We start from the raw sequence: 13,015 nt of genomic DNA on the forward strand, positions 1-13,015 counted from the left end.
CGATGCCGCGCTTCGCCGCCAATCTCAGCCTGATGTTCACCGAGTGGGACTTCCTCGACCGCTTCGACGCGGCGGCCGGGGCGGGCTTCACCGCGGTCGAATACCTGTTCCCCTACGAGCACCCGCCCGAGGCGATCGCCGAACGGCTGTCGCGCAACGGCCTGACCCAGGCGCTGTTCAACCTGCCGCCCGGCGACTGGGCCAAGGGCGAGCGCGGCCTGGCCGCCCTGCCCGAGCGGGCGGAGGAGTTCCGCGCCTCGGTCGCCACCGCCCTGACCTATGCCGAGGCCACCGGCGTCGGCCGCGTGCACATGATGAGCGGCAATGCCGACCCCGCCGACCCGCGGGCGCAGCGGGCCTGGCGCGAGGCGACGTCCTTTGCCGCCGAGGCCTTCGCCGCCAAGGGCGTCGACCTGCTGCTGGAGCCGCTGAACACCCGCGACATGCCGGGCTATTTCCTGGGCGGCTTCGACCGGGCCGCGGCGCTGATCGGCGAGCTGGGCCTGCCCAACCTGAAGCTGCAGTTCGACTGCTACCACCGGCAGATCCTGCATGGCGACGTGACCATGGCCCTGCGGGCGCTGCTGCCGATCACCGCCCATGTCCAGATCGCCAGCGTGCCCGGCCGGCACGAGCCGGACATCGAGGAGCTGAACTATCCGTTCCTGTTCCAGGAGCTGGAGCGGCTGGGCTATGCCGGCTTCATCGGCTGCGAGTACCGGCCCCGCGCCGGCACGCTCGAAGGCCTCGGCTGGTTCGCGCCCTATGCCGGCCGCCGCGAAGGATGAGGAGGAGACGATGACCCTCGTGCTCGGCTGCGTCGCCGACGACTACACCGGCGCCTCCGACCTGGCGAACACCCTGTCCAAGGCGGGCTTGCGCACCGTCCAGACCATCGGCGTGCCGCGCGACGACCTGGATCTTCCCGCGGTCGACGCCGTGGTGGTGGCGCTGAAGAGCCGGTCGATCCCGGCCGCCGAGGCGGTGGAGCGCAGCCTGGCGGCCGCGCGCTGGCTGCGCAGCCGCGGCGCCGGCCATGTGCTGTTCAAGATCTGCTCGACCTTCGATTCGACCAATGCCGGCAACATCGGCCCGGTGACCGATGCGCTGCGGGCCGAGATCGGCGCCGGCCCGGCCCTGGTCACCCCCGCCTTCCCGGAGACCGGGCGGACCGTCTATCTCGGCCATCTCTTCGTCGGCGCCGTGCCGCTGCACGAGAGCCCGCTGAAGGACCACCCGCTGAACCCGATGCGGGATTCGAATCTGGTCCGCGTGCTGGGCCGGCAGAGCCGGGCACCGGTCGCCCTGCTGCCCCTGGCCACGGTGGAGGCCGGGCCGGAGACGGTGCGGACCTATCTCCGCCAACTGGCCGTCGAAGGCGCCGGCGCGGTGATCGCCGACGCGGTGCTGGACCGGCATCTGGAGACGCTGGGCGTGGCGGCGCTGGACCAGCCGATCTCGACCGGCGCCTCCGGTCTGGGCCTCGGCCTCGCCCGGGCGCTGGTCGCCGCCGGCCGGATCACGGCCGCGGGCGGGACCGAAGCGCCGGTCCCGACGGGCGGCCCGGCCGCGATCCTGGCCGGCAGCTGCTCGCAGGCGACGCTGGGCCAGATCGCGACGGCGGAGCGGAGCATGCCCGTCCTGCGTCTCGACCCCGAGGCGCTGGCCGGCGATCCCGGCGAGGTCGGGCGGGCCCTCGCCTGGGCCGAGGGGCATCGCGCCGAGGGACCGGTGCTGATCGCCAGCAGCGCGCCGCCCGAGCAGGTGGCGGCGGTGCAGCAGAAGCTGGGCCGCGACGCCGCCGGCCATGCCATCGAGCAGGCGATGGCGCGGATCGCCCTCGGCCTGGTCGAGGCCGGCGTCCGCCGGCTGGTGGTGGCGGGCGGCGAGACCTCCGGCGCGGTGGTCGACGCCCTGGCCCTGCCCGCCTTCCGCATCGGCGCCGAGATCGCCCCGGGCGTGCCGGTGCTCTATACGGTCGGCCGCGAGCCGCCGATGGTGCTGGCCCTGAAATCCGGCAATTTCGGCGGCCCGGACTTCTTCGCCGATGCGCTCAAGGCGATGCCGTAGGGCACCGCTTCAGAGGATCACCGGCTCCGGCTCCAGCGCCACGCCGTAGGTGGCACGGACGTCGCTCTGGATCTGCCGGGCCAGGTCGAGGATCTCGGCCCCGGTGGCGCCACCGCGGTTGACCAGGACCAGCGCCTGGCGGTCGTGCACCGCGGCTTGGCCGACCGCCCGCCCCTTCCAGCCGCAGCGGTCGATCAGCCAGCCGGCGGCCAGTTTCACCCGGCCGTCCGGCTGTGGATAGCCGACGATGCCGGGGAAGGACGCGGCCAGGTCGTCATACTGCGCCCCCGGCACGATCGGGTTCTTGAAGAAGCTGCCGGCGTTACCGATCACCGCCGGGTCCGGCAGCTTCTGCCGCCGCACCGCCACCACCGCCTCGAAGATCTCCGCCGCCGTAACGTCGGTGCGGTCGCCGAACACCCGCGCCAGGTCGGGATAGGCCGTCACCGGCGTCCAGGGCCGCGGCAGGCGCAGGGTCACGCCGGTGACGATCCAGCGCTCCGGCTCGCGCTTGAACAGGCTGTCGCGATAGCTGAACCGGCAGGCGGCGCGATCGAGCGTGACGAAGCCGCCGGTCGCGGTGTCGAACGCGCGCAGGCTCTCGAATCGCTCCTCCAGCTCCACCCCATAAGCGCCGATGTTCTGGATCGGCGCGGCCCCGGCCGTGCCCGGGATCAGCGCCAGATTCTCCAGCCCCGGCTGGCCCTGGGCGATGGTCCAGGCCACCAGCTCGTGCCAGACCTCGCCGGCCCCGGCCTCGACCAGCACCGCCTCCGCGCTTTCCCCTACCAGCCGACGGCTGGGGATGCGCATCAGCAGCGTCAACCCGTCGAAATCGCCGGTCAGCACGACATTGCTGCCGCCGCCCAGCAGCCGGCGCGGCAGCCCGGCGAAGCGCGGATCCGCCAGCGCCATCGGCAGGTCGGCCTCGTCACGGATCTCCACGGCGTAGCGGCTGCGCGCGGCGATGCCGAAGCTGTTGGCGGATTGCAGCGGGTGGTCGGTCAGGATCTGATACATCAGGAAGGCATGGCGGCTTCGGGACGGTGGCCCATCTTCAACTGTCATGCCCGGGCTTGACCCGGGCATCCAGAAGATGTCGAGGCCCTCTGGATTGCCGGGTCAAGCCCGGCAATGACAAGAAGAAAAGATCGTCGGGGCTCCTATACGATCTCGTCGATCAGCTTGGCGATCAGCGCCTGGATGAAGCTGTCGCGGCCCTCGGCGGTGCGGACGAAGGCGCCGATGCCGCCGATCACCTGCTGCCGGTAATAGCCTTCGAGCCAGTCGTATTCGTCGAGGATGACCAGCGCATTGACCGTCACCCCGGCCGTCTCCGCCGCATCGCGGGCCAGCGTGGGATCCAGCCCGGCGTTGGAGAAGCCGTTCGAGACGATGTCGATGGTCTGGCGCGGGCTGTCGAAGCCGCTGCCCTTGAACAGCTCGAGCGCGTCGAGCACGGCGCTGCCGACCGCGGTCGACCCGGTCTCCTGCCCCGCCGGTGCCGCCAGCACGGCCTCGGCGAAGGCGTCGGCATCGGCCGCGTTGGCGAGGCGGCGCCAGGGCAGCAGCACCTTCAGGCTGTGCGGACCGTCGAAGCGGGCCATCGTCACCGCGATCCCGCCGCGTGGGCCGGCGGCGATCGCCGCCTTGACCTTCTCGTCGCGGAAGGCGGCGGCATGGCCGCGCAGCTGGAAGTCGAGCGCGCCGGCGGTGATGCTGGCCGAGGCATCGACCAGCAGGACCAGCTCGAGATCGACCGGCTCTCCCGCCGGCGCAGGTTTGGGCTCCGGCGACGGGCTCTGAGCCGCGAGCGGCCGGGCCAGCAGCGCGCCCGCCAGCCAGCCGGCGAAGTGCCGCCGCCTCATGGCGCCAGCGTTGCCAGGAAATCGTCGGCGTCGCGCCAGAAGGCGCTGCGGATGTCGTCGCGTTCCATCAGGATCTCGTGCCGGGCGTCCGGATAGACGCTGACCCGGCACTGCGGCATCCGTTGGGCGACCCGTCGGGAGGCCGCGTTGTCGACCAGCCTCTCCTGCCCGGCCAGCAGCATCAGCACCGGCACCCCGATGGACGGTGCCTCACGCGTGATCGCCGCGGAGGATCGGAAGGCGGCCGCCAGCCAGCCCCAGGTGATGCCCGAGACGCGGTAGTCCGGATGGTCGCGGAACCAGTCGGCCTGGATGCGGTTGCGCACCGGGTCGCTGGACAAGAGGCGCCGCGGATCGAGCAGGCGCTCGGAGTCGTAGGCTCCCTCGCCCAGCGCATAGCGCCGCCCGCGGCCGAAGGATGCGGCCATGGACGACAGCAGCCGCGCCGCCTGGCGCGCATAGGACTGGGCGATCGGCATGACCATCGGCGCGGTCAGGATCGCGCCCGCTGCGAGGTTCGGCCGGCCTGCCAGCAGGCGCAGCGCCAGATGCCCGCCCATGGAATGGCCGAGCAGGATCAGCGGCCCCTCCCCCGCCGGCCGCACCACCTGGTCGATCAGGAGAGCGGCGTCGCGCACCAGCGGATCGAAGCTGTCGTAATGGCCGGTCTCGTCGCCCGTCGGCGTGCGCGACGACAGGCCCTGGCCGCGCCAGTCGAAGCCGAAGACGCGAAAACCGCGGGCGATCAGCTCGCCCGCGGTCTCGCGGTACTTCTCGATGAACTCGCTGCGGCCGTTCAGGATCAGCACGGTGCCGCGCACCCGCCCCTCCGGCTCCGGCCACACGGCCCAGCGCAGCCGCGCCCCGTCCGGCGTCGTCAGGACATCGGTGCGGGGCACGGCTGCGAGGTCCATCAGGTCACTCGGCCTTGACCTCGGCCTTCAGCGCCGCCTGCGCCGCGGCCAGGCGGGCGATCGGCACCCGGTAGGGCGAGCAGGAGACGTAGTCGAGCCCGACCGATTCGCAGAAATGGATCGAGGCCGGGTCCCCGCCATGCTCGCCGCAGATGCCGAGCTTGATGCCCGAGCGGGTCTTGCGGCCGCGCTCCGCCGCCAGCGACACCAGCTCGCCCACCCCGTCGCGGTCGAGGGTGACGAACGGGTCCTGCTCCAGGATGCCGGCGCGGGTGTAGTCCGGCAGGAAGGTGCCGGCATCGTCGCGGCTGATGCCGAAGGTGGTCTGGGTCAGGTCGTTGGTGCCGAAGGAGAAGAACTCCGCCGTCTCCGCCAGCTCATGCGCCCTGAGCGCCGCGCGCGGCAGCTCGATCATGGTGCCGATGAGGTAGTCGAGCTTGATCCCCTTCTCCTTTTCGACCGCGGCGGCCACCGCCACGATCGCGGCCTTGAGGATGTCGAGCTCCTTCTTCGAGAAGGCGAGCGGGATCATGATCTCCGGCGTCACCGTCTCGCCGGACGCGGCCTGGACCTCGGCCACCGCCTCGAAGATCGCCCGCGCCTGCATCTCGTAGATCTCCGGGAAGGAGATGCCGAGACGGCAGCCGCGATGACCGAGCATCGGGTTGCTCTCGTGCAGCTGGGCGGTGCGGTGCCGCACCCGGCCGAGATCGACCCCGGCGATCCGGGCGACCTCCTCCAGGTCCTCCTCGGTCCGCGGCAGGAACTCGTGCAGCGGCGGGTCGAGCAGCCGGATGGTCACCGGCAGGCCCTTCATGATGGTGAACAGCTCGACGAAATCCTGCCGCTGCATCGGCAGGATCTCGGCCAGCGCCGCCTTCCGCGCCTCCACCGATTCGGCCACGATCATGCGGCGTACGGCGGTGATGCGGTCGGCCTCGAAGAACATGTGCTCGGTGCGGCACAGGCCGATGCCCTCGGCGCCGAACTTGCGCGCGGTGCGGGCGTCGAGCGGGGTCTCGGCATTGGTGCGGATCTTCATCCGCCGCACCGCATCGGCCCAGCCCATCAGCTTGGCGAAGTCGCCGGACAGCTCCGGCTGCACCGTCGGCACCTCGCCCTTCATCACCTCGCCGGCGGCGCCGTCGATGGTGATGACGTCGCCGGCCTTCAGCGTGACGCCGCCGACCGAGACGGTCTTCGCCTTGGTGTCGATGCGCAGCTCGCCGGCGCCGGAGACGCAGGCCCGGCCCATGCCGCGGGCCACCACCGCCGCGTGGCTGGTCATGCCGCCACGGGTGGTGAGGATGCCGGCGGCGGCGTGCATGCCGTGGATGTCCTCAGGGCTGGTCTCCTCGCGCACCAGGATCACCTTGTCGCCCATCTGGGCCAGGGTCTCGGCCTCGTCCGCGGTCAGCACGATCTTGCCCGAGGCGGCGCCGGGCGAGGCCGGCAGCCCCTTGGCGATGACCTCGCGCTTGGCCTTCGGGTCCAGCGTCGGGTGCAGCAGCTGGTCGAGCGCCTGCGGCTCGACCCGGCGCACCGCCTCGCGCTGGTCGATCAGCCCGGCCTCGGCCAGCTCGACCGCGATGCGCAGCGCCGCGGCGGCGGTGCGCTTGCCGTTGCGGGTCTGCAGGATGTAGAGCCGGCCCTGCTGGACCGTGAACTCGATGTCCTGCATGTCGCGGTAATGGCTTTCCAGCCGGTCGCGGATGTCGCAGAGCTGCCGGAAGGTCTCCGGCATCGTCTCCTCCATCGACGGCAGGTCGCTGCCCGCCGCCTCGCGCGACACCTTGGTCAGGTTCTGCGGCGTGCGGATGCCGGCGACCACGTCCTCGCCCTGGGCGTTGACCAGGTACTCGCCGTAGAAGGCGTTCTCGCCGGTCGACGGGTTGCGGGTGAAGGCGACGCCGGTGGCGCAGTCGTCGCCCATGTTGCCGAACACCATGGCCTGGACGGTGACCGCCGTGCCCCAGCTGGCCGGGATGTCGTGCAGCCGGCGGTAGGTGATGGCGCGCTGGTTCATCCAGGAGCCGAACACGGCGCCGACCGCGCCCCACAGCTGGTCCTTCGGGTCCTGCGGGAAAGGCTGGCCGAGATCGGTCTGGACCACGCCCTTGTAGCGATCGACCAGGGACTTCAGGTCGGCAGCCGTCAATTCCGTGTCGAGCGATACGCCGCGCTCGCGCTTGATGCCCTCGAGCTCGTCCTCGAAGCGGTAATGCTCCACCCCCAGCACGACGTCGCCATACATCTGGATGAAGCGGCGATAGCTGTCATAGGCGAAGCGCTCGTCGCCGGTGCGGGCCGCGAGGCCGCCGACGGTCTCGTCGTTGAGGCCGAGGTTGAGCACCGTGTCCATCATGCCCGGCATCGAGGCACGGGCGCCGGAGCGGACCGAGACCAGCAGCGGGTTCGCCTTGTCCCCGAACCTGGCGCCGACCAGGCCCTCGATCGCGGCCAGCGCGGCCTGGACCTGCTCCGCCAGCTCGTCCGGATAGGTCCGGCCGTGGTCGTAGTAGTAGGAGCACAGCTCGGTGGTGATGGTGAAGCCGGGCGGCACCGGCAGCCCCAGAACGCTCATCTCGGCGAGATTGGCCCCCTTGCCGCCGAGCAGGTTGCGCATGTCGGCGCGGCCGTCGGCCTTGCCGTTCCCGAAGCCGTAGACCCATTTGGTCATTTCGTTCTTTTCTCCGCCTTGGCGTTCGTGGGAGACGTTGGTCCGATCTTAGACCGGAAACGGCGGAAGCGGTACGCCGGCCCAGGACCGGGCGTTCGGACGGGCGACGGGCAGACAGCCGCCTCCAGGGCCCTTGCGGTCGGATTCATCGTACCTCCGCCTCGATCCAGCGCAGCGGGAACAACGGTTCGATCCCCGCGCGTGTTCCGTGTCTTGCAGCGCAGCGAGGCGACGAAGTCAAGCGCGGAAAAGCCGCGGAATTCCTCAGAGTTTTATCTGTTTGCAATGCAACATGGCCGATTCTGGAGTTGCTAAGGGCGAAGATGGAAATCTGTGTGCATTTGATAAGCGGACATATCTGATAACGGTCATTCGAAGGCTTCCGCATCGATATGCCGATGCCGTCGCATCCACCCGAAAACACGAATGAATCTGTCTCACAGGTACGACCAGCCGACAATTCGCCCGATCGCGGTATCGCTTCGGCAGCGTCAGGAGTGCCACGTCGCCGCCCCTTGGGCACGGCTTCGACACGACGATGGAACAGCGGTCGGGTTCTTCGCACAAAAGTGAACCCGACCGCGGCTACCCCTCGACCCGAGAGAAGTCGGCGACCGCATCCATCGAGCGCGCCAGATCCTCCAGCAGTGCCAGGCGATTGCGGCGCAGCGCCGGGTCCGGATCATTGACCAGAACCGCGTCGAAGAAGGCGTCGACCGCGGGCCGCCAGCCGGCCAGCGTGGTCATCGCCCCTCCGAAATCGCCGGCCGCCAGCGCCGTCTTCAGCGGCTGCGCATCCGCCTCCAATCGCTCGAACAGCGCCCGCTCCTCGGCCATGGCGAAGCGGGCGGGGTCGACCGCGCCGAAGCCCTCCACCCCGTCCTTCTTGCGCTCGATCCGGACGATGTTGCCGGCGCGGCGATAGGCGGTGAGGAGGTTGGCGCCGTCCTCGCTGCCCAGGAAGCCGGCCAGGGCCTCGGCCCGGCCGAGCAGACGCAGCAGGTCGTCCTCGGCGCCGATGGCGAAGACCGCGTCGATCAGGTCGTGGCGCACGCCCTTCTCGCGCATCGCCACCTTGAGCCGATCGGCGATGAAGGACAGCAGATCCTCGACCACGGTGACCTGGTCGCGCAGCGGCACGACGGGCGGACGGCCGACCTGCACGCTTTCCGGGACGCGGCCGCCTCCGTCACGCGACTGCTCCAGGCGCGCATAGCCGGCGGTCGTCCCGCTCTCGTACAGCCGATGGGCGGTGGCGAAAGCCTCGCGCAGCGGCAGGGTGGCGCGGTTCTCGACGACCAGCCGGATCACGCCGAGCGCGGCGCGGCGCAGCGCATAGGGGTCGCGGCTGCCGGTCGGCTTCTCGTCGATGGCGAAGAAACCGGCCAGGGTGTCGAGCTTGTCGGCCAGCGCCACGGCGATCGAGACCGGCGCGGTCGGGCAGCGGTCGCCCGGCCCCACTGGCTTGTAATGGTCGGCGATCGCCTCGGCGACGTCCGGTGCCTCGCCCTGGGCCAGGGCGTAGTAGCGACCCATCAGCCCCTGCAGCTCCGGGAATTCGCCGACCATACCGGAGGTCAGGTCGGCCTTGGCCAGCCGCGCTGCGCGGTCCGCCCGGGCCGGGTCGGCACCGAGCTTCGGCGCCAGCCAGGCAGCCAGCGCCGCCATGCGTTCGACCTTCTGCGCCACGCTGCCGAGCTTGGCGTGGAAGATGATCGGCTCCAGGTCCTTGACCCGGCTCTCCAGCGGGGCCTTGCGGTCCTGGTCCCAGAAGAACTTGGCGTCCGACAGGCGGGCGCGCAGCACCCGCTCATTGCCGGCGACGACGGTGGCGCCGCCGTCCTTCGTCTCGGTGTTGGCGACCACGGCGAAACGCGGCGCCAGCTTGCCATCGGCCCCCTCCAGGGCGAAGTAGCGCTGATGGGTGCGCATCGAGGTGACCAGAACCTCCTCCGGCACCTCCATGAAGGCGTCGTCGATGCGGCCGAGATGGGCCACCGGCCATTCGACCAGCCCCGCCACTTCCTCCAGCAGGCCGGGATCGTCGCGCAGCACCAGGCCGGCGGCCTTGGCCTGGCCTTCGACCTGCTCGCGGATCAGCGCCTTTCGCTCCTCGCGGTCGAGCACGACATAGGCGTCGAGCAGCTTCGCCTTGTAGTCGGCGAGGCCGCCGACCGTGATCCGGCCGGGCGCCAGGAAGCGATGGCCCACCGTCGAAGCGACGGCCTCCTCGGCGCCCTCGGCAGAGCCGTCGATGTCCGGCTTGTGCAGGTCGTAGCGGAACGGGACCAGCCTGCCGTCGAACAGTGCCAGCACATGGTGCAGCGGGCGCACCCAGCGCACCACCTGCTCCGCCGCGCGCATCGATTTCGGCCAGGGCAGGCCGAGGATCGCCTTGCGGATCACTTCCGGCAGCAGCTCCGCGGTCGGGCCGCCGGGGATGGTCAGGCTGGCGAACCAGATCTTGCCCTTGGGCGTGTCGCGCTGCTCGCACTGGTCGAGCGTCAGGCCGGTCGACTTCAGAAAGCCGTCGATCGCCTGCTGCGGCGCGTCGACCTTCGGCCCCTTGCGCTCCTCTACCACATCGGGCCGCACCGCCGGCAGGCCGTCGACCACCAGGGCGAGGCGCCGCGGCGTGACGAAGGCCTCGGCCCGGTCGAAGGCCAGCCCGGCCGCCTTCAGCGCGTCGGTGACGAGGGTTTTCAGATCCTCCGCGGCGCGCGCCTGCATACGGGCCGGGATCTCCTCGGAGAAGAGTTCGAGCAGGAATTCAGCCATGTCAGCCCCCCTCAGGCCGCGTCCAGCCAGAGTCGGCAGCAGGCCCGGGCGAGGTCGCGCACGCGGCCGATATAAGCGGCACGCTCGACCACGGAGATCACGCCGCGGGCGTCGAGCAGGTTGAAGGTGTGCCCTGCCTTCAGGCACTGGTCATAGGCCGGCAGCGCCAGGCGGCGTTCCAGCAGCGCCTTGCACTCCTGCTCCGCATCCTTGAAGTGCTGCAGCAGGATGGCGGTGTCGGCGTGCTCGAAATTATAGGCCGAGTACTCGCGCTCGGCCCGCAGGAACACCTCGCCGTAGCGCTTGGCGCCCGGCGTCTGCGGGTCGTTGAACGGCAGATCGTAGACGCTCTTCACATCCAGCAGGTACATCGCCAGACGCTCCAGCCCGTAGGTCAACTCGACCGGAACCGGGTCGCACTCGATGCCGCCGACCTGCTGGAAATAGGTGTACTGGGTGACCTCCATGCCGTCGCACCAGACTTCCCAGCCGAGGCCCCAGGCGCCGAGCGTCGGGTTCTCCCAGTCGTCCTCGACGAAGCGGATGTCGTGCAGCGCCGGGTCGATGCCGAGGGCGTAGAGGCTCTGCAGATACAGGTCCTGCGCATCCGCCGGCGCCGGCTTCATCAGCACCTGGAACTGATAGTAGTGCTGCAGCCGGTTCGGGTTCTCGCCGTAGCGGCCGTCCTTCGGCCGGCGCGAAGGCTGGACATAGGCGCAGTTCCAGACCCGGTCGGGGCCGAGCGAGCGCAGCGTCGTCGCCGGGTGCGAGGTGCCGGCGCCGACCTCCATGTCGTAGGGCTGCAGGATCAGGCATCCCTGGGCGGCCCAGAAATTCTGCAGCCGCAGGATGATCTCCTGAAAACTCTTCGGGGGTGGGGCGACCACTGCTAAGTCTCGGGGCGGCATGTCTCGGCTGGCGCTGGAGTGAGGCCGCGCACCATAGGGCGCCGGGCGGGTGGCTTCAAGCCGGCGAACGGATTAGAGGCGTCGCGGCCAACGTCGGGCGCCGTGCCGCACATGGATGACCCGCACCACGTTTCCGTCGATGCGGTAGGCCACGATGTAAGGTGTTCCGTTGACCACCAATTCGCGCGTGCCGCGCCTGCGTCCCGGCCGACCCAGATGCGGGTGTTCGGCCAGGGTTGCCACTTGTCGCCGAATCTCCCCCACGATCGCGAGAGCTGCGAAGGGGTTGTGAATATCGATATAGGCGACGATCTCGAACGTGTCTTGTTGCGCCCTGTCCTGCCACTCAACCCGCACGCTTGGCCGCCCGGGCGATCCGCTCCTTCAGCAAGGCCTCCATTTCGTCCATCACCTGCTCGTGCGGAATCCACTTCGTGGCCGGATCGTCGGCCTCGCGCAGCCGCTGCTCCAGCTCGGCGTCGACCCAGGCATCGTACTCTGATGCCTCCCGGTTCCGGTTCACATAGTCACGCATGAAATCGCGGAGCAGGATGGAGGCCGGGCGGTCATTGGCCTTGGCAGCCCTCGTGAACTCGGCCTTCAGATCCTCGTCGACGCGGAAAGTGAAGTTGGTGTCGGTCATCGAGCGGCTCCTGCACGGGCACAGCAAGAATAGCGCACTGACAGGGCCAGTGCAAACTCACCCCTCGCAGCGATGGCTCAGGCCGTCGGCATGGTAGGCGCCGCAGTTCGGGCAGCGGACCAGGTCCTCGGTGCGCTTCTCCGCCTTCCGGGCGCGGTGCTGCTGCGACAGCGCATCGCGCCGCGCCGCCGTATCGCGGGCGACGCCGACGCGGCGGGCCATGCCCATCAGCCAGAGCACGCCGACCACCAGCGCAATCGCGACGAGGATCTTGCCGAGCATTTAAGTCCTTACATCCCGTAGCGGGACCAGAGGAGGCGATCCTCCACCGCGCCGACCGCGCTGTCCACAGCGGAGGCGGCCAGGCTGTCGGCCCGGGTCAGGCGGCGCAGCCAGCCGGTCGGCTGCTGCACCAGCTTCAGCCGCACCTTCGGACCGAACTTGGCGCGCAGCACCGCATGGGCGTGGCCGATGCCATCGGCCAGGCCAAGGGCACGGCCCTTCGCGCCCGTCCAGAACTCGCCGTTGAACAGGGTGGCGTCGTCCGCCGTCAGCCGCCCGCCGCGCCGGGCGCGGATATGGGCGATGAAGGCGGCGTGGATCTCGCGCTGCAGCTCCTCCAGCTTGGCCACGTCCTCCGGCCGCTCCGGCTGGAACGGGTCGAGGATCGATTTGCGCGTGCCGGCGGTGTGCATCCGGCGTTCGACGCCGATGCGGGCGATCGCGTCCTGGAAGCCGAAGCCGGCGGAGATCACGCCGATCGAGCCGATGATCGAGCTGTCGTCGACCCAGATCTCGTCGCCGGCGCAAGCCAGCCAGTAGCCGCCCGAGGCGGCGACGTCCTCGACGAAGGCGTAGACCGGGACCTTCTTCTCCTCCGCCAGGTCGCGGATGCGGCGCGCGATCAGCGAGGACTGCACCGGCGACCCGCCGGGGGAGTTCACCAGCAGCGCCACCGCGGCCAGGCGTTTGGGGCTGAAGGCGGCGGCGATCGGTCGCGCCAGCTTCTCCATCGACAGGCCCTGGGCCAGGAAGCCGCGCCCGCCCCCGATCACGCCGCGCAGCGGCAGAACGGTCACCAGCGGCGCGTCGCCGCGGCCGAGCAGGGGAAGTCGGGACAGCAGGCCCATGATTGCGCTCTCGATCGGTTTCCG

12 protein-coding genes are annotated in these 13,015 nt (G+C 70.3%); 2 read left to right on the plus strand and 10 right to left on the minus strand.

Annotated features, from left to right (window positions below):
- The first annotated feature begins 2 nt into the window (after positions 1-2).
- Entirely contained in the window at positions 3-788 is a 786-nt protein-coding gene (otnI, locus tag ACFW16_RS20925; protein WP_380308548.1) for a 2-oxo-tetronate isomerase, read from the plus strand.
- Between the two features lie 10 nt (positions 789-798).
- A complete protein-coding gene (gene otnK, locus ACFW16_RS20930) occupies positions 799-2,070 on the plus strand; it encodes a 3-oxo-tetronate kinase (RefSeq protein ID WP_380308550.1) in 1,272 nt (423 codons plus the stop codon).
- 9 nt (positions 2,071-2,079) lie between these two features.
- Here otnK and murB read toward each other — a convergent pair whose 3' ends face one another.
- The 10 genes from murB to ACFW16_RS20980 all read right to left on the minus strand — a co-directional run bounded on the left by murB (position 2,080) and on the right by ACFW16_RS20980 (position 12,991).
- Complete coding sequence (gene murB, locus ACFW16_RS20935; RefSeq protein ID WP_380308552.1) at positions 2,080-3,138, minus strand: UDP-N-acetylmuramate dehydrogenase; 1,059 nt, start codon at positions 3,136-3,138, stop codon at positions 2,080-2,082.
- Between the two features lie 95 nt (positions 3,139-3,233).
- Positions 3,234-3,938: a DUF1194 domain-containing protein gene (locus tag ACFW16_RS20940; protein WP_380308555.1), complete on the minus strand. Its 705-nt coding sequence runs from the start codon at positions 3,936-3,938 to the stop codon at positions 3,234-3,236.
- Entirely contained in the window at positions 3,935-4,852 is a 918-nt protein-coding gene (locus tag ACFW16_RS20945; protein WP_380308556.1) for an alpha/beta fold hydrolase, read from the minus strand. Before ACFW16_RS20945 ends, ACFW16_RS20940 begins: the two co-directional genes overlap by 4 nt.
- Before the next feature lie 4 nt (positions 4,853-4,856).
- Positions 4,857-7,532 carry a pyruvate, phosphate dikinase gene (gene ppdK, locus ACFW16_RS20950; RefSeq protein ID WP_380308558.1) on the minus strand — a complete coding sequence of 892 codons (2,676 nt, stop codon included), beginning with the start codon at positions 7,530-7,532 and terminating at the stop codon, positions 4,857-4,859.
- 585 nt (positions 7,533-8,117) lie between these two features.
- Entirely contained in the window at positions 8,118-10,310 is a 2,193-nt protein-coding gene (gene glyS / locus ACFW16_RS20955; protein ID WP_380308560.1) for a glycine--tRNA ligase subunit beta, read from the minus strand.
- Between the two features lie 11 nt (positions 10,311-10,321).
- On the minus strand, positions 10,322-11,197 hold the full coding sequence (locus ACFW16_RS20960; protein WP_380308562.1) for a glycine--tRNA ligase subunit alpha: 876 nt from the start codon (positions 11,195-11,197) through the stop codon (positions 10,322-10,324).
- A gap of 93 nt (positions 11,198-11,290) precedes the next feature.
- Positions 11,291-11,575 (minus strand): type II toxin-antitoxin system RelE/ParE family toxin, encoded by a 285-nt coding sequence (locus ACFW16_RS20965; RefSeq protein ID WP_380308564.1) that lies wholly within the window; start codon positions 11,573-11,575, stop codon positions 11,291-11,293.
- Positions 11,565-11,861 carry a CopG family ribbon-helix-helix protein gene (locus ACFW16_RS20970; protein ID WP_380308566.1) on the minus strand — a complete coding sequence of 99 codons (297 nt, stop codon included), beginning with the start codon at positions 11,859-11,861 and terminating at the stop codon, positions 11,565-11,567. Before ACFW16_RS20970 ends, ACFW16_RS20965 begins: the two co-directional genes overlap by 11 nt.
- Before the next feature lie 57 nt (positions 11,862-11,918).
- Positions 11,919-12,143: a hypothetical protein gene (locus tag ACFW16_RS20975; RefSeq protein ID WP_380308568.1), complete on the minus strand. Its 225-nt coding sequence runs from the start codon at positions 12,141-12,143 to the stop codon at positions 11,919-11,921.
- 8 nt (positions 12,144-12,151) lie between these two features.
- Positions 12,152-12,991: a S49 family peptidase gene (locus ACFW16_RS20980; RefSeq protein ID WP_380308570.1), complete on the minus strand. Its 840-nt coding sequence runs from the start codon at positions 12,989-12,991 to the stop codon at positions 12,152-12,154.
- Positions 12,992-13,015 lie beyond the last annotated feature (24 nt).

Origin of the sequence: Inquilinus sp. NPDC058860 (assembly GCF_042743185.1) — a bacterium.
Classification (GTDB): Bacteria; Pseudomonadota; Alphaproteobacteria; order DSM-16000; family Inquilinaceae; genus Inquilinus.